Below are 16,631 nucleotides of genomic sequence, written 5' to 3' on the forward strand. Positions count from 1 at the left end.
AATAAAAAAAAGAAAAGAAAGAGGGTGTCTTCCTTTTCTTAACTAATAATGCCTGTTTGTGTAATATTCACTTTGATTTTTGGAATGATTTTCACCTTGCGATAATCTTTTATCCAGTTCATTTTCATATACTCATCATAATGTTTCACCCGATATTTTCTGCCGAGGCTGAGAACATCAGAATTCGCTTCTTGAATCGTAGCGATGATTTTTTCTGCTTCTTTTGTCAAAATGACTGAAAGTCTTTTGTTAAGCATTTCAATTTTTTTGTCTGTATCAAGATTATCTTTTGGGTATTCGAGAACCGAGGTCTTGAATTCATATTCGAGTGAAAATGTTAAGTCTCGGTGACCAGGATTCTCAATCTTGATATCTCTCTTTGTATCTGTGACTTGAATGGTGATGTAATTGTTCTCCTTTAATTTCATGTCATTTCTGATTTTTTTGGTGAAATTGGCATACCTGCCCATTTTATTATCCATCACGGTGAGCAAGATCGCATCTTGACCGTACAGCTCGCCCTTCTTTTTCTCATTATCAAATAGTGCAACCCCTTTTACGCTGATTAATTTCTTCGATTGATCGAAATGAATTAATGGCAGTGTGAAGTCCTCGCCGGTTTGGAGCATTTTAGACCGGATACTTTGAATGTTTTTAGGTGCTACTTGGGAGGAGCGTGATGCGGTTGTGATTAAGTTATTTAAATAGTCGCTTACAATGAGCTTTTCCTTCAGTAGCTCGTTGATCACATCCACACAGCTTCCCCCTTGTACCACAGCCAGGTTTGCGAGTAAAGGGCTTTTGGGATCGCGATAAAACATATCTAGGTAAGGGAGCAGGCGATTTTGTGCAAACTCATCACCAATGAGCATGACCCGCATTTTGGATATGTCGATTTTTTGGTCCACAATCCGGCTGAAGTTCGATCTTGCCTTGCGTAAAGTAGGTGCTTCCGTTGTGAGGAGTGTGGTTAAGTAACTGCCTGTATTTCCTTGCTCCATGCTTTGGGACTGCTGCACCTTTCGATAGGTAATTGAATACTTTGCGTTGTCATCCTCTCCTTGATCAACAGCAGATGTTAATACAAGAGAGATATTTTTTAATAAATTCTGATCCCAGCAGGCAGGCATGAAGATGAGAGAAATACACATAAGCAGCGTTAGTATGAACCTATGACGCATGTGATTTCACCTTCCCTTTGCGATGTTTGATGAAAATGATAATGGCCATAAAGACCGGAAGTGTGTAAATAAATGAATACTGTGCAATGGTGGTAAAGTCATTAAAGCGCTGAATCCTAAAGTTATCAGTTGAAAGAAAGCAGCTAGCAGCATAGACCAAAATGGCAAAAACATACACATATTTTCTGTGATCCTTTTTCTTGAGAATGCTGGACAAACCATTTGCACAGAAGTAAAGGTAGTTGCTGAGTGTGGCAAGAATGACAAACACCCAGAAACTGAGAAAAATTAAGTCTGTCCGCTCAATGATACCGAATGAAATGGTCTTTAATAAATAAAGGACAGGATTCGGAATCACCTTCAGCTCGATCGGACTAAAAAACATAAAGCAAATCAATGTAATAAATAGGTAGTAAAGCGTCGTGCATATATTTGCAATGGTCATCACCTTATACCGTACTTTGATGCTGCCTTTCATAAATGGTGAGATAATAAGAATCATCTCAAATCCATTCATAGATAGAACGACATCCTTTAATCCAAGTGCAACTTCAGAAAGGTCCATTTGGAAAAAGGGCATGAGATAGTCGATATTGGTCCCTTTTAACGAATAGAACATTAAGAGAGACAGAAAGAGTAAAAAAGGAGTCAAAATAAAGTTTAACCTGACAATCGCTGTAATTTGTTCTTTTGCAATATAGATAATGGATATCATCAATAACAGATTAATGACCCAGTTGGGCGTAAGTGGCAGCACCCAAATACCAAGGATTCTTGTGAAAATGGAGAGCACGACGATGCAAACCGATGCGAAATATATCGTATAAAGCGCCGCCAAAGACCGGCCGACCCATTTTCCAAACACCTCAATTAACGTTTGAAAAAACGATGTGTCTGGATACTTGTGGATAATATATAAAAAAATAGTGTTGATGATTTGGATAAAAAAACAGGCTAAAATAATCGCCATCCAGCCATCGTGACCCATGTCTTTCATGAGCAAATTGGGGAGAGCTAAAATACCGACACCAATTTGAGATTGAATGATAAAAAAGACAGCTTGAGGTGGAGATATTTTATTTTTCATTTTTATTTTTCCATCCTCTCAAATTTTCAATTTGCTCCTTCTTTTGTGGGTTTAAGTAAACAGGGCGCTTTTTGTACATCCACATCGGTAATCGAATCACAGTGTCTTTTAAGTCCTGCCAGTTAAATGGGGCAACTGGAGATAAATACGGGACACCTAGTGATTCTAGGCGGCATAAATTCATCAGTACGATAGACAGGCCGAAGGAAATGCCAATAAACCCAAACATTGATGCCATAAACATGAGGGGGAAACGCAACATACGAATGGTTGACGTCATTTCAAAGGATGGCAGGACAAAGGATGCTACGGCTGTTACTGCGACCACGATGACAAGGACGTTTGAAATCAGTCCAGCTTTGACAACAGCGTCCCCAATGACCAAACCGCCTACAATCCCAATCGTCTGACCAATTGGCTTTGGCAGACGCACCCCAGCCTCGCGTATGAGCTCAATCGTAATTTCCATCAGCATCGCTTCTATTAAAGGTGGAAAAGGAATGCCGATAATGGAATTCTTCATCGTAATCGCTAATTCATCTGGGACAACCTCATAATGAAAACCAATCACAGCAATATAAAAAGATGGCAAAATCACAGCGATCATACAGGCAAGATAACGTAGCATACGAATAAACGTAGCCGGAATCCATCGGCTATTATAGTCATCTGGAGATTGAAAGAAGCTAAAGAACGTAATAGGCAGAATGAGGGCCATCGGGCTGCCATCCATCAACACCACAATTCTCCCTTCAAGGATCGCTGATCTCACCTTGTCTGGTCTTTCCGTATCTATGAGCTGCGGGAATATTGAATACGAATCATCCTCAATTGCCTCCACAATAGACCCAGGGCTTAGCAGCGTGTCTACTTTAATAGAAGAAATTCGTTTGTTGACCTCGTCTACCTTTTCTTGATTGGCAATATCAGAAATATAAATAGTGGCAATCTTTGTTTCTGATTTTGTGCCGACCTTATGGTACTGGATGGCGAGTTTGCGATCATTTAAGTGTGAACGCAGCAAATATAAATTGGTATCTAGACTCTCAACAAACCCATCATGTGCGCCCGCAATAATACTCTCAGAAGAAGGTTCAGAAATAGAGCGCAGCGGCGGCTGTCCAACGGCAAATAATTTGATCTGCGAGGATTTTTCATCAAGAAAGGCAATACTTCCTGCAATAATGCTGTCGGTAATCAGCGTTAAGTCTCCTGTTTCAAGCGTACTAAGAGATTTTGTATAGTCCTGCTTTCCAGGAGGGCCTAACAAGTTTCCGATAATAAAATCGTTTAGTTTGCCTTCATCAATTCTTGTCTTAATAAAGAAAAGGACAGATTTCGTTTCATTTACCATCAATTCTCGATATTCAAAATCCCCACTTTGCTGAAATGCTTTTTTCAGTATTCGAATTTTTTCTTCGAAATTGCCTGATAGGAATTGTAACCGTGTTTGCTCATTCGTGTTTGGCATCTTTAGCCTCCTCTCACAGATTTTTTAACCATAGTGTAAGCGGAGAAGATGATTTTATGCGTCATCTTTGGAGAAAGGATGACATGAACCGACAACTTTCAACTAAAATCATATTAAAAATGTTAAGAAATGATGAATCTTGATAAAAAGAAATGAATAATGTTTCATTGTTTAGGTCATAAGGAGCGAATATCGTAAAGAGAAGCTATAACAAATTGATCAACATTTGACATCTTATCCCATTTTTTCGTGACCCGAAAATAAGCATAAGACTTGATTTTTTTGGATATGACCTTTGTCATAGGTCAACGTGCAGCATTCTGACGAATGAGGATGACTTTCTAACCTGTTCATTTAAAAAGATAAAACATTCTAAAACACACACTATTCGTTTAAAGCGTTGATATGACTGATTTCATCGAGATGAAAGGGTTTTAAAACATTGATTCGAAATACATCTTAATAATTGTCGAAAAATTTAGGGAGAAAAGGACAAAAAATTTTGGGGTGTTTGATGGTAACGCTTTCTCATCTTCAAAGCAGAAATTTAGAATAGTTTTAGTCCGTCTTTTGGCCTTTTCATTTGAGCGAGAGCTAGGCAAATACGCCTTCTGATGAGAGGAATTTGGCATACGAGGAAGCGAAAGATTATGTTACATAATACCGATTGTGATTTTATGCTGAACAGATATACTGTTGATTGAATTTACATATCACACTCATATAAAAAAGGAGATGTAGATAAGCGATGTGGTTAATCGTTATAGCCTGTGTCATCATGTTAGGGATTGGCTTTATTGAAAAGAAGCGTCATCAGAAAAATATCGATGCCCTGCCGGTGCGCGTCAATATTAATGGTATTCGCGGAAAGTCCACCGTTACAAGATTGACAACCGGTATCTTAATGGAGGCAGGTTATAAAACTGTCGGCAAAACAACAGGAACGGATGCAAGAATGATTTATTGGGATACGCCAGAAGAGAAACCGATTAAAAGGAAACCGCAAGGACCAAATATCGGTGAGCAGAAAGAAGTTATGAGAGAAACAGTTGAAAGAGGAGCAAATGCCATCGTCAGTGAATGTATGGCGGTCAATCCAGATTACCAAATTATCTTTCAGGAAGAGCTGCTTCAAGCGAATATCGGCGTGATCGTAAACGTTCTTGAAGATCATATGGATGTAATGGGGCCAACTCTTGATGAAATAGCTGAAGCCTTTACAGCGACAATTCCTTACAATGGACACTTGGTTATTACGGATAGTGAATATACAGATTTCTTTAAAGAGATTGCGAAAAAACGCAACACTGAAGTGATTGTTGCAGATAATTCCAAGATTACTGATGAGTATTTACGGAAATTTGAGTACATGGTGTTCCCAGATAATGCTTCGCTTGCACTTGGTGTCGCTCAAGCATTAGGGATTGATGAAGATACGGCATTCAGAGGAATGTTAAATGCGCCGCCTGATCCAGGAGCGATGAGAATTCTTCCATTAATGGACGCGAAAACACCTGGCCACTTTGTAAATGGATTTGCGGCAAATGACGCAGCATCTACATTGAACATTTGGAAGCGTGTGAAGGAAATTGGATATCCAACAGATGAACCGATTATTATTATGAACTGCCGTGCGGATCGTGTAGATAGAACGATCCAGTTTGCAGAGGATGTACTCCCTTATATTGAAGCAAGTGATCTTGTCTTAATTGGTGAAACGACTGATCCAATTGTGAAGGCATTTGAGGAAGGAAAAATCCCGGCTGACCACTTACACAACCTTGAATATCAATCTACAGAACAAATTATGAACATGCTTGAGAAAAAGCTTCATAATCGAGTGGTTTATGGAGTCGGCAATATTCACGGAGCCGCTGAACCTTTAATCGAAAAAATTCAAGAATACAAAATTAAGCAGCTTGTCAGCTAGGAGGAAATATAGAAAATGTTCGGATCAGATCTTTATATCTCGTTAATTTTAGGTGTTCTACTCAGTTTAATCTTTGCAGAAAAAACAGGTATCGTACCAGCTGGACTGGTTGTTCCAGGTTATCTTGCGCTTGTATTTAACCAGCCAGTCTTCATCTTAGTCGTCTTATCTGTCAGCTTGCTGACGTACGTGATCGTTCGCTTTGGTCTATCAAAATTTATGATTTTGTACGGACGCAGAAAGTTTGCGGCGATGCTGATTACAGGGATTGCCTTAAAGCTCATATTTGATTTCTTCTATCCAGTGGTCCCTTTTGAAATAGCAGAATTCCGCGGAATCGGAATTATCGTACCTGGATTGATTGCGAATACAATTCAAAAGCAAGGTCTTACGATTACCCTTGGAAGCACGTTACTTCTAAGTGGTGCAACATTTGCCATCATGTATGTTTACTATCTATTTTAAGATAAGGTGTGTCCAATGATGAATAAAAAATTGAGCTTTCAGGAAAAGCTGCTGAAAATCACAAAGAATCAAAAGAAAAAGACGAATAAACACGTACTGATTGCTTTACCGATTGTCATTGCTTGTACATTCCTATTTACATTTATCGGGAAAGCACAAGTGCCAACTGTAGAAAAGAATCCAGAGAACATCCTAACCGCTTCGTTTGTTGGCGACATTATGTTTGGAAGAAATGTAGAGAAAGTGACAGACCGCTATGGAAAACAGCATCTCTTTCGCTACGCTAAACCATATTTTGATGCGTCAGATTATGTAACAGGGAATTTTGAGCATCCAGTTGCATCAGATAAAGAACAGGCGGCGCAAAAGAATATTCATTTGAAAACAGATGAAGAGTCTGTCCAAACGCTAAAGGATTTGAATTTTTCCGTACTAAACTTTGCGAATAACCATGCATCAGACTACGGTGAAAAAGGGTTGAACAACACAATCAATGCCTTTGAAAAATCAGGTATTGGATACACAGGGGCAGGGCGTAACCTCCAAGATGCGAAGCAGAACATTTCGTACAAAGAAGTGAATGGTGTCAAAATCGCTACCCTTGGTTTTACAGATGTATATGGAAAAGCTTTTAAAGCATCGAATCGCAAGGCAGGTATTTTGCCAGCCGATCCATCTATCTTTATTCCGATGATTTCACAAGCTGCTGAAAAGGCAGATATCGTTGTTGTTCATGCTCACTGGGGACAGGAGTACAACAATGAAGTAAACGACAGACAAAGAGAATTGGCAAGAGCGATGTCAAAGGCTGGTGCTGATATCATTATCGGTGCACATCCGCACGTTCTTGAGCCTATGGAAGTCTACAATGGAACAGCGATTTTCTATAGCCTAGGGAACTTTGTTTTTGACCAAGGCTGGTCAAGAACACGTGATTCTGCACTTGTTCAGTATCATCTGAATGAAGATGGAAAAGCAACTTTTGAAGTGATCCCAATGTATATCAAAGAAGCAACGCCTGCTCCAGTCAAAGCAGGATCCTTTGAATCAAAATCCATTATCCGTATGCTGACAAATGGCACGAATGCGGATTGGAAAGAAAAAGACGGACATATTTTCTTTGAAGTCGATCATGCCGATAAAGTTCAAACATTAAAAGAAAACGAAAGGAAGGATAAGAAATGAAATTCCTAAAAGCAAGCTGGCCGTTTGTTGCGTTAATTTTAGTATTTGTCTTTATGTCTGCTTTTAAATTTAGTGATAGCCTCACAGATCATGAAAAACAAAAGATCTCAGTTGAAATGCAGAAAATCGAACAGCAAAAGCAGTCAAAAATGGAAGCAAGTAAATAATGGTGAAATGAGGGCACGCCTTGCGTGCTCTTTTTTGGCGAAAAAAGGTGTAAAATGAAAGGTGTCTTGCCGAAACTATAGAAGAAAGGAGGGAATAGATTATGAAATGGAAAGGGATGCTGCTTGGAGGATGTGCACTCGTAGGACTGATGTTTATGTCTCAATCAGAGGTGTCTGCTCAAACAAAATCTCCTTTAGAGCAAGCGGAAACGCTGATGGGTACCCCTTATCATAAAGGAGGAACCGATCCAAAAACGGGGTTTGATGCATCTGGCTTTATTCAATATGTATACAAAACATCCGGTACATTCGATTTGCCGCGAAAGGTGATTGATCAATATCAGCTTGGGGAAAAGGTATCATGGGAGAAAGCAAAGCCTGGAGACCTTGTCTATTTCCGCAGTCTTGATGAAACAAAAGATATTCCGACACATGTGGCTTTGTATGCTGGAAACCATCAGGTGATCCACATCACGCTCAGTCAAGGTGTGGTGAAAACAGATGTCAGCAAAAGCAAATATTGGACAGACCGGTTTTATGCGGTCAAACGGCTGCCTGCCTCCCAAGAAATCTCGGATGATCAACTTGTGAAAGATGCGATGAAATATCTAGGAATTCCTTATGTGTTTGGTGCAGCAGATCCAAAAGTCGGTTTTGATTGTTCAGGCTTTTTACAATATTTATTTGAAAAATCACTTGGGATTTATTTGCCTAGAAGTGCTGAACAGCAATGGCTGGTTGGAGAGAAAGTGGCACTAGACGATATTCGTCCTGGGGACTTTGTCTTTTTTAGCAACACGTATAAAAAAGGGATTTCTCATGTAGGGATGTACATTGGAGGTGACCGCTTTATTCACGCGAGCCGTTCCGAAAGTGTGACGATCTCTTATTTGTCTGAATCATATTGGCGCGAGAAATGGACAGGTGCGAAACGATTAACTGAATTGAAACTAGCGAAGGAAGACAAGGTCGTTTCAAAAGCCGCTACGTATATTGGGGAAGTTCCTTATGTGAAAGGCGGTACGAACCCAAAACAAGGATTTGATACAGCAGGATTCACACAGTTTATCTATCAAGAAGTGCTTGGCATTGAGTTGCCCCGCTATGCATCAGGACAAATCAAAGCAGGAACGCCTGTGAAACGTTCGGAACTTAAGCCGGGAGATCTCGTTTTCTTCAATGGGACTTCATTGATGCCGGCCATTTATGCAGGATCAAATCAAGTCATTCATGTGACGGTCTCAAATGGCGTTGTCATTACCAATATGAAAACAAGCTCGTACTGGAAGGATAAATATGAGACGGCTGTTAGAATCGAAAAATAAAGAAAAAGCCCGACCAACACGCGGATCGGACTTCTGGACTTCTCACTAGGCGCTGATCAGACAAGCGTCTTTTTTTCTTGGAATTGATTCTGTAAAAGCAGATCAATAAAATAGGCGACGCCATCCTCGTGGTTGCCTTTTGTGACGTATGTGCTCTTTTCTTTAATGACATCCACCGCATTCCCCATCGCAATTCGGTGACCGGCTTCTTCGAACATGGATAGATCATTAGGGCTGTCACCGATCGCATAAATATTGGAGCGGTCTACGCCATAATGGGCGGCGAGCTTTTTAAGGGCATGTCCTTTCCCTGACTCTTTCGGCAGCACCTCAATGATATGTTTTCCAGACGAAGTCAATGAGAGCTTAGGCATCTCGGCAAGAAGATTTCGTGCTTCCTGCAGCTTGTTCATATCAAATGAGAAGCACAGTAATTTATAGGTCGATTCATTCGATTCGAAAATCTGGCGGATATCATCTACTGGTTTGATGCCAAATTGTTTAAATTGGGTCATGGCCCCTTCCCATAAATCAGCTGCATCCTCATTTGGATTTGCACTTTTGAGCACATCAAATTCTGCTTTCAGCTTCTCTTTTCCATCAAAGGGGGAGAGGAGGGCATCGTCTGTATATACCTCAAAGTAAATGTTCCGTTCCACTAATGCCTTAGCAGCACGTTTCCCTGTTTCTTGATCAAGTGTGATTCTGCTAAAGAGCTTGTATCCTTCCGTATGGACTGTTCCTCCGTTTGCCGCAATAATGGGAATGTCCAAATCACCAAGAAGATTCTTCACATCAAAAGTCGCCCGCCCTGTACAAATGGTTACAATATATCCAGCCTCCTTCGCACGAATCAATGCCTGCCGGTTTTGTATGGAAATTTCACTTTTTGTATTTAAGAGTGTGCCGTCCAAATCAATCGCAATCATCTTTCTCATTGTTGTCAAATCCTCCTTCGTTCAAGCAATCGCTTCTTCAAAAGTATGTACGATTTCCTTCATTCTCATGAAAGAATAAAAAATCGTGGGTTCCTCATGATCAAGGCTAAACAAAAATGGACAAATGATCAAGGTCAAAAGAAAAAGCGCCCAAAGGGACGCTTTCAGCGTGTAGAAAAAAACCTCTCATTCTCCCGCAGTCCTGCGTGCCGGTGCTCACGAATGTTAAATTCGCTCCGCGCCGGTACTCGTCCTTCCTAGACTGCAAAGGTTTTCAAGTCACGCTGGAAAGAAGACAAAGGGCTAAAATAAAAATCATTTTAGCTCTTTCTGCTTACGATAATTCAAGCTGTTTCTTTAATTCAGCTTTTACTTCGTTCAGTTGATTTTGATCTAATTGGTAATAATAAACGCCGTTTGGCTGATAGTCAGATCCTTTTAATTGAATGGTATCAACAGATTTCAATGAAGTCAGAAGCGGGAAGAGGCCGATTAATTCTTTCATGGATAGGTTGGTTGAGACATTCTCACCAAGTGTATCAATGATATTGTCATATGACGGAATAGATGTTAATGATTTTGATTTATCAAAAATGGCTTTTAATACTTCCATTTGACGCTGTCCGCGCATTAAATCATTATCTGCTTTTCTCGTTCTCACATAGGCGAGAGCTTGATCGCCATTAAGTGTCTGCGTCCCCGTTTGAAGCACAACCTTGCCCTTTGTATCTTTTTGAATCTGTTTGACTACATATTCATCTTTAATGTTAATAGAAACACCATTAAGTTCATTCACAATTTCCTTAAATGCTTTGAAATTACTTTCAATGACAAAGTCAACTGGAATATCTAGTAAATTCTCCACTGTACTCACCGTTAAATCTGCATCACCAAATGCGTGGGCATGTGTAATTTTGTCATAGCCATGACCTGGAATATTCACATAGGAGTCCCTTGGAATGCTTAATAATTTCACGGTTTTATTTGTACGGTTGACTGTCGCCAAGACCATGGCATCGCTTCGTGCTTGTTTAACTGTTTCGCCTGATCTGCTGTCTATTCCTAGAAGTAAGACAGAAAAGCTGTCTTTCCCAGGATCGAATGCTTCAATCCGTTTGACTGATTGTGCACCGCGTTCTAGAGATACTTGTGCTTTTTTCGCAGCAGTTGTCACTTTATAGTAGGCATAGCCTGTGACAGAAGCGGTTGTCAGTAAAAGAATACCAAATATAAAAAGAGTGACTTTCACCCATGGTTTTAAACGCTTTTTACCTTTGCGTTTGCTTCGTGATTGATTCATATATTTTAAACCCTCGCTATGATTTTTATAGTAAAGATGTCCTTCTTCATGTTTACAAACTAAAACAAATATACCTTAAAACGGGATATAGTGCGACATTTTTTTCACCAACGCTTAATTGACGTATGTTCTTCATAAAAAGTTTCGATGATACGCAAATGAAATATATTTGTCATAAAACATCGAAATGTTTGAATTGGCAGGAAGTGAGGAAAATGATTTTTCATAGAGAATCATCCAGTCAAGACATAGATAAAAGAGGGGTTATGAGCATGAAAAATCGGAATGGTTGGCTTTATTTCTTCGGCGCACTTGGCGGCGCCTTATATGGTTACGATACAGGTGTCATTTCTGGCGCCATTTTATTTATGAAAGACGATTTAGGTTTAAATGCGTTTACAGAGGGGCTTGTCGTCAGCTCGATTTTAATTGGGGCGATGCTTGGTTCTTCTCTTTCTGGGAAGCTGACAGACCAATTTGGACGGAAAAAAGCCATTATCGCCGCAGCGATTTTATTTATTATTGGCGGATTTGGAACAGCTCTTGCACCAAATACGGAGATGATGGTCTTATTCAGAATCGTACTGGGGCTTGCAGTAGGCTGCTCGACGACGATTGTTCCATTATATTTATCTGAACTTGCTCCAAAGGAATCAAGAGGGGCACTGTCCTCTTTAAACCAGCTCATGATCACATTCGGTATTCTTCTCGCCTATATCGTGAACTACGTTTTAGCGGATGCAGAGGCATGGCGTCTGATGCTTGGGATTGCCGTTGTTCCTTCTGTTTTATTATTATTTGGTATTTTGTTTATGCCTGAAAGCCCCCGCTGGCTGTTTGTCCATGGACAGAGGGAGCGGGCGAAAGAGATATTGTCAAAACTTAGACAGAGTAAGCAAGAAGTTGAAGAAGAAATGTCAGATATACAAAAGGCGGAAAGTGAAGAGAAGGGCGGTTTGAAGGAGTTATTTGAACCATGGGTGCGCCCAGCTTTAATCGCTGGTGTCGGTTTAGCCTTTTTACAGCAGTTTATTGGTACAAATACGATCATTTACTATGCACCTAAAACATTCACAAGTGTCGGCTTTGGCGATTCAGCGGCGATTTTAGGAACTGTGGGTATTGGTGCGGTCAATGTCGTCATGACGTTTGTGGCGATCAAAATCATTGATCGTGTCGGGCGTAAAGCGTTACTCCTATTTGGGAATGCCGGTATGGTCCTTAGTTTAATTGTCCTGTCGGTAGTGAACCGATTTTTCGAAGGATCAACAGCCGCTGGATGGACAACGATTATTTGTTTAGGACTCTTCATTGTGATCTTTGCTGTCAGCTGGGGTCCAGTCGTATGGGTGATGCTGCCAGAGCTGTTCCCAGTACATGTCCGGGGAATCGGTACGGGGGTATCGACCTTCCTGCTTCATACAGGGAATTTGATCATCTCGCTTACATTCCCAGCTTTGTTAAGTGCGATTGGCATCAGTCATCTGTTCCTGATTTATGCGGTCATTGGCATAGGCGTCTTCTTGTTTGTGAAATACTTAGTCACAGAAACGAAAGGGAAAAGTCTTGAAGAGATTGAAGCAGATTTAAAAAAGAGAAACCGCACCGTCGTCAATGATGAAGGGGAAACGGTATAAAAAAGACTAGCTGCATACAGCGGCTAGTCTCAGCGTGTAGAAAACCCTCGCATTCGCCCGCAGTCCTGCGTGCCGGTGCTCACGAATGTCAAATTCGCTCCGCGCCGGTACTCGTCCTTCCTAGAATGCAAAGGTTCTCTATCACGATGAAAAGAAGACAAAGGGATAAATCAAGTTCATTTTAGCCCTTTGTTAAACAAACGTTTAATCAAGAAAAGACAATCTCTCATCTTCTGAACGTGCTGCATATGACATACATATGGAACAGGCGGGCGAAAGGTGGAGTGAGATGAAAGGGAAAACGAGCATTGTCATGCTGACGTACAACGAACTGCACTTAACCAAAACATGTATCGACAGCATCAAGCAGCATACCCGAAGTGACCAATATGAACTCATCGTAGTAGATAATGCCTCATCAGACGGTACGAAGGAATATATCAGAGAACTGGAAGATGTCGTGTTCATTGATAACGAGAAGAATCAAGGCTTTGCAAAGGGCTGTAATCAAGGAGCGAAACGAGCGACAGGAGACAGTATTCTCTTTATAAATAACGACACGATCGTAACTGAAAACTGGCTTTCTCCATTAAAAGAGGCATTATTTGCATCAGAACGTATTGGCATGGTGGGACCAGTCTCTAATTATGTGAGTGGTCCTCAGCTCGTTCATCCATCGTACACAGATGTGAAGGAGCTTCCTGCTTTTGCTAAGGAATATACGGCTGCGAGGAAAGGTCAGAGGACGTATGTGCATAGACTTGTTGGGTTTTGTTTGCTGGTAAAAAGAAAGCTGATCAAGGATGTGGGGTTTTTTGATGAGCGGTTTGGATATGGGTCATTTGAAGATGACGACCTTTGTTTGCGTTCATTATTAAAGGGATATCAGCTGCAAATCGTCCATGATTCATTTGTGCATCATCACGGTCATGCAACCTTCCATGCGAATCAGGAGACAAACATCTCTACACTGTTTGCCGAGAACAGGCTTCGGTTTTTAGATAAATGGGGCATTGATTTAAACCTCATAGCGCCCCATCCATACTTTGCAGCTCTGCTTCCTAAGGATGCCGTATGTGTGCTGGATATGGGATGCGGTGCAGGGGCGACAGGACTTGAGCTTATCAATCGGCAGTCTGTTGACATGTACGGAGTGGAGGCAGATGCACTAAAAGCAGAGATTGCAAAGGCATATTACAAAGAAGTCATTGAGGCAAAAGCAGATGAGTATCCGTGGTCAGAGAAGGAAACTTTTTTTGATGCCATCATATTTTCTGATGTATTAGAGCATATGTCAGATCCATGGGAACTGATTGCTCAAGCGCACGCATCTTTAAAGCCAGGGGGCGTGATCATTTGCTGCTTGCCTAATATGATGCATGCAGAAGTGCTCCTGCCATTAATGACAGGTGATTTTACGTATCAAGATGCGGGGATTCTAGATCGAACGCATATGAGGTTTTTCACACCAAAAACGATGAGCGCACTCTTTCCAGAGCATTTGTTTGACCTTGTGAACACACAGCCAATCAATGTGCAAATTGATCAAAACGTCCAATTATTTTTTGACGAAGTGGCGAGAGTAGGAGAAGCACTTGGCTTTCAAACAAAAGCATTATCCGATCACGTGACATTATACCAACTTTTAATTGTGGCTCGTAAAAAAGGCAGTTCCCCCATGGGATAACCGCCTTTTTGCTGTTACCATTTAAAGCTTTTCGTTGCGCCCTCTGCACCAAAGTTTAAGATGTTGACTTTTATCTTATAATCAATGTCTACTTCTTGGAATAGTGTGTCCCACTCGTCTCGATGCTGTTCCCAAAAATCAGGATACTTGATGCGCACCTGCTGATTTAAAAAGATCGGATCAACACCAACTTCTTTTTGCATGTGGTTAACAGCTTTATGAATCCGCTCCTTCATTTTGTTGGCAAAAATGCGCTCAAATCGTTTGATGTAATGTTCATCGAATGAGTTTTCAGGGGGATATTGATCCTCTGATAGCTTCCCGCCTGTTGTCACATGAATGGTAAAGGAAATCTTTCCATCCTTCAGATAAGGTTCGACCTTTGATTTTGCTTGCTTCATTTCATACGTGATTGGAAAGCCTTTGTAGGTGGCTGGTACGACTCCGCCTGAAATGCGATTCATGACCCAGTTTAAGGATTGGACATCTTTTGCTGGGATGAATCCTATGAGCTTTCTCGTTTTCCCATGGATGATGCCTGCTCCATCGTATGTGAGTTCACCGTCTACTACATCCACACTTTGGACAAGAAAGCTTGTGCCCATCTGAAAGTAATCGGACGCTCGGCCAATACGTGTCGGCAGTAAAATCTTTCCGTTAAAGCTCCGGTTTTTCGATGTTTCAAAGATATGCTCAACTGGAACCTTTTGCTGTGATTTTAATTTTTGGTTGATCACCTTTGACGCATCACCTCGTGACACTAGGATGTAGCTGCTTCTTCGAACCTCATCATCTCGTATAAAGTGATTCAGTGTCCCTTGAATATCATGATGCTCTGCTTGATTTTTGCCGAACAAAAAGATTTTAAGATGATCACTATAGATCGGCGGTCCTTTCAAGGCAACGGTACTCACAGCCTCCAGTACATTTTTCCCCTTCGAGACCACATTCACATAGCCAGGAGAGTCTGTTTCTTGTGTTCCACCCATTTTTGGTACAAGGTTTTGATAGGTGAGCTTGACTCCGTTGTCACCCTCCTCGTCAATGCCAACACCACGCACAAACGATAATTTTTCAATATCCTTTAAGTCCCAGCAGCCTGCTGATAGTAGTAAAAGACAGCAGGACATAGACAATAGCAATAAATGACGTCCTCTCATGCAGAACGACCTCCCCATTTTTTACGTATCATCAGAAGAACAGCTGTTATAAAAGGAATGGCTAAAATAGCGAACAGCGAATAGCCGAGTAAAGTAGAGTAGTAAAAGACTTCATTGATATTTCTCGGAAAAAGAGACAATGCTGCGGAAATCACAAATAGCACCCATAGCAGTCTCATTAAATTGGTGGTCTTAAAGACTGTTTGGCAGCCTTTAATGGCAAATTGGAAAAAACCAAGCATACAAATGAACTGCTGGCATGTCCAAATCGTCAGTAAGAAAATATCAAATCGTTCAATAAATACGCCTTCAATTTCAAGCGCTTGAATGAGAGAAACTGTCGGCCACGTGAGGGATTTCGTTTCTCCAACTGTCATGGAGCCAATCACAACAAAAAGCGTGAGGGAATAGACAAGAGATGTGATCCCGACACCGATTGCTGCCGCCCATTTCGCTTTCGACCTTTTCTCTTTATACATAAGCGGTATAACGAACAAAATCACTTCAAAGCCTGTAAATTGAATAAAGGTTTGAGGAAACAGGTTACGAAAATCCCTAAAACCGTGCGCCATGACAGGGCGTAAATAATCAAAATCGAATATTTTTAGACAAAACAGCATGAGTCCAATGTAGATGACCATGGTGATTGGATAAATATATGTCACTATTTTTACTGTTGGAAAGATCCCGCTTTTCAAATGATAGATCGCCACGAGTAAAAAAATCATGACAATCACCGTCATAGGGGTTTCTTGCAGCAGGAAAAACTGAACCACTTCCCCAAGTACACGCGCCTCAAAGCCGACAATGGCTAGTAAATATGCAATTAGCATTAAATTAAACATCGTGCCAAAGAATGCGCCGGCTCCTCTTGTATTTGACTCAAAAATGGTGTCCGGTGCATTCTTTTCAGCGATCCAACCTAGCAAAAACGCAATGAAAGCAAAGATGACTCCCTGTATTAATACAATGATCCAGCCATCAGGGAACCCTGAATTGGCAGAACTGCGTGGAATGGTTAATATTCCAGCGCCTATCATTGTAGAACTGCACAGAATGGTGACTTGTAACAATGATAGCTTCTCAGCTCTGTACATC

At 40.9% G+C, this 16,631-nt stretch carries 14 protein-coding genes; 7 read left to right on the top strand and 7 right to left on the bottom strand.

From position 1 onward, the window contains the following. Positions 1-38: 38 nt before the first annotated feature. Genes BK049_RS10565 through BK049_RS10575 form a run of 3 tightly spaced genes read right to left on the bottom strand, consistent with a single transcriptional unit; the run spans position 39 to position 3,739 of the window. Entirely contained in the window at positions 39-1,181 is a 1,143-nt protein-coding gene (locus tag BK049_RS10565; RefSeq protein WP_071168469.1) for a Ger(x)C family spore germination protein, read from the bottom strand. Then, positions 1,171-2,268 carry a GerAB/ArcD/ProY family transporter gene (locus tag BK049_RS10570; RefSeq protein WP_071168470.1) on the bottom strand — a complete coding sequence of 366 codons (1,098 nt, stop codon included), beginning with the start codon at positions 2,266-2,268 and terminating at the stop codon, positions 1,171-1,173. The genes BK049_RS10565 and BK049_RS10570 overlap by 11 nt, the downstream gene beginning before the upstream one ends. Further along, positions 2,258-3,739, bottom strand: a complete 1,482-nt coding sequence (locus tag BK049_RS10575; protein WP_071168471.1) for a spore germination protein — start codon at positions 3,737-3,739, stop codon at positions 2,258-2,260. Before BK049_RS10575 ends, BK049_RS10570 begins: the two co-directional genes overlap by 11 nt. Before the next feature lie 748 nt (positions 3,740-4,487). Between BK049_RS10575 and pgsB the strand changes: the two genes are divergently transcribed. The 5 genes from pgsB to BK049_RS10595 all read left to right on the top strand — a co-directional run bounded on the left by pgsB (position 4,488) and on the right by BK049_RS10595 (position 8,811). Then, positions 4,488-5,669 carry a poly-gamma-glutamate synthase PgsB gene (pgsB, locus tag BK049_RS10580; RefSeq protein WP_008354802.1) on the top strand — a complete coding sequence of 394 codons (1,182 nt, stop codon included), beginning with the start codon at positions 4,488-4,490 and terminating at the stop codon, positions 5,667-5,669. Between the two features lie 15 nt (positions 5,670-5,684). Continuing rightward, complete coding sequence (gene pgsC / locus BK049_RS10585; RefSeq protein ID WP_007497520.1) at positions 5,685-6,134, top strand: poly-gamma-glutamate biosynthesis protein PgsC; 450 nt, start codon at positions 5,685-5,687, stop codon at positions 6,132-6,134. An 18-nt stretch (positions 6,135-6,152) separates the two neighbouring features. Continuing rightward, a complete protein-coding gene (locus BK049_RS10590; RefSeq protein ID WP_008354799.1) occupies positions 6,153-7,319 on the top strand; it encodes a CapA family protein in 1,167 nt (388 codons plus the stop codon). Further along, entirely contained in the window at positions 7,316-7,486 is a 171-nt protein-coding gene (gene edmS / locus BK049_RS19515) for an extrachromosomal elements maintenance protein EdmS (RefSeq protein ID WP_008354797.1), read from the top strand. The genes BK049_RS10590 and edmS overlap by 4 nt, the downstream gene beginning before the upstream one ends. A 101-nt stretch (positions 7,487-7,587) precedes the next feature. Then, a complete protein-coding gene (locus tag BK049_RS10595; protein ID WP_071168472.1) occupies positions 7,588-8,811 on the top strand; it encodes a C40 family peptidase in 1,224 nt (407 codons plus the stop codon). 56 nt (positions 8,812-8,867) lie between these two features. Here the strand turns inward: BK049_RS10595 and BK049_RS10600 are convergent, their stop codons facing one another. Both BK049_RS10600 and BK049_RS10605 read right to left on the bottom strand, forming a co-directional pair. Then, a complete protein-coding gene (locus BK049_RS10600) occupies positions 8,868-9,749 on the bottom strand; it encodes a Cof-type HAD-IIB family hydrolase (RefSeq protein ID WP_008354793.1) in 882 nt (293 codons plus the stop codon). A gap of 334 nt (positions 9,750-10,083) precedes the next feature. After that, positions 10,084-11,049, bottom strand: coding sequence for an LCP family protein (locus BK049_RS10605; RefSeq protein ID WP_071168473.1), 966 nt, complete (start codon positions 11,047-11,049; stop codon positions 10,084-10,086). Between the two features lie 272 nt (positions 11,050-11,321). Between BK049_RS10605 and BK049_RS10610 the strand changes: the two genes are divergently transcribed. Next, the gene (locus BK049_RS10610; protein WP_145939406.1) at positions 11,322-12,686 is read left to right on the top strand and encodes a sugar porter family MFS transporter; all 1,365 of its coding nucleotides are present in this window, start codon (positions 11,322-11,324) and stop codon (positions 12,684-12,686) included. A 289-nt stretch (positions 12,687-12,975) separates the two neighbouring features. After that, the gene (locus tag BK049_RS10615; protein WP_071168474.1) at positions 12,976-14,373 is read left to right on the top strand and encodes a bifunctional glycosyltransferase family 2 protein/class I SAM-dependent methyltransferase; all 1,398 of its coding nucleotides are present in this window, start codon (positions 12,976-12,978) and stop codon (positions 14,371-14,373) included. Between the two features lie 14 nt (positions 14,374-14,387). On the opposite strand, the gene BK049_RS10620 is transcribed toward BK049_RS10615, so the two are convergent. Both BK049_RS10620 and BK049_RS10625 read right to left on the bottom strand, forming a co-directional pair. Next, on the bottom strand, positions 14,388-15,533 hold the full coding sequence (locus tag BK049_RS10620) for a Ger(x)C family spore germination protein (protein WP_071168475.1): 1,146 nt from the start codon (positions 15,531-15,533) through the stop codon (positions 14,388-14,390). Continuing rightward, positions 15,530-16,630 (bottom strand): GerAB/ArcD/ProY family transporter, encoded by a 1,101-nt coding sequence (locus BK049_RS10625; RefSeq protein WP_071168476.1) that lies wholly within the window; start codon positions 16,628-16,630, stop codon positions 15,530-15,532. The genes BK049_RS10620 and BK049_RS10625 overlap by 4 nt, the downstream gene beginning before the upstream one ends. Position 16,631 lies beyond the last annotated feature (1 nt).

It is taken from the genome of Bacillus xiamenensis, assembly GCF_001857925.1.
GTDB lineage: Bacteria > Bacillota > Bacilli > Bacillales > Bacillaceae > Bacillus > Bacillus xiamenensis.

Excerpts from the sequence above, each read along its gene's own strand:
- pgsB (WP_008354802.1), top strand. The coding sequence starts at position 4,488 with ATGTGGTTAATCGTTATAGCCTGTGTCATCATGTTAGGGATTGGCTTT.
- BK049_RS10625 (WP_071168476.1), bottom strand. The coding sequence starts at position 16,630 with ATGTACAGAGCTGAGAAGCTATCATTGTTACAAGTCACCATTCTGTGC.
- BK049_RS10575 (WP_071168471.1), bottom strand. The coding sequence starts at position 3,739 with ATGCCAAACACGAATGAGCAAACACGGTTACAATTCCTATCAGGCAAT.
- BK049_RS10610 (WP_145939406.1), top strand. The coding sequence starts at position 11,322 with ATGAAAAATCGGAATGGTTGGCTTTATTTCTTCGGCGCACTTGGCGGC.
- BK049_RS10605 (WP_071168473.1), bottom strand. The coding sequence starts at position 11,049 with ATGAATCAATCACGAAGCAAACGCAAAGGTAAAAAGCGTTTAAAACCA.
- BK049_RS10595 (WP_071168472.1), top strand. The coding sequence starts at position 7,588 with ATGAAATGGAAAGGGATGCTGCTTGGAGGATGTGCACTCGTAGGACTG.
- BK049_RS10590 (WP_008354799.1), top strand. The coding sequence starts at position 6,153 with ATGAATAAAAAATTGAGCTTTCAGGAAAAGCTGCTGAAAATCACAAAG.
- pgsC (WP_007497520.1), top strand. The coding sequence starts at position 5,685 with ATGTTCGGATCAGATCTTTATATCTCGTTAATTTTAGGTGTTCTACTC.
- BK049_RS10620 (WP_071168475.1), bottom strand. The coding sequence starts at position 15,533 with ATGAGAGGACGTCATTTATTGCTATTGTCTATGTCCTGCTGTCTTTTA.
- edmS (WP_008354797.1), top strand. The coding sequence starts at position 7,316 with ATGAAATTCCTAAAAGCAAGCTGGCCGTTTGTTGCGTTAATTTTAGTA.
- BK049_RS10600 (WP_008354793.1), bottom strand. The coding sequence starts at position 9,749 with ATGAGAAAGATGATTGCGATTGATTTGGACGGCACACTCTTAAATACA.
- BK049_RS10565 (WP_071168469.1), bottom strand. The coding sequence starts at position 1,181 with ATGCGTCATAGGTTCATACTAACGCTGCTTATGTGTATTTCTCTCATC.
- BK049_RS10615 (WP_071168474.1), top strand. The coding sequence starts at position 12,976 with ATGAAAGGGAAAACGAGCATTGTCATGCTGACGTACAACGAACTGCAC.
- BK049_RS10570 (WP_071168470.1), bottom strand. The coding sequence starts at position 2,268 with ATGAAAAATAAAATATCTCCACCTCAAGCTGTCTTTTTTATCATTCAA.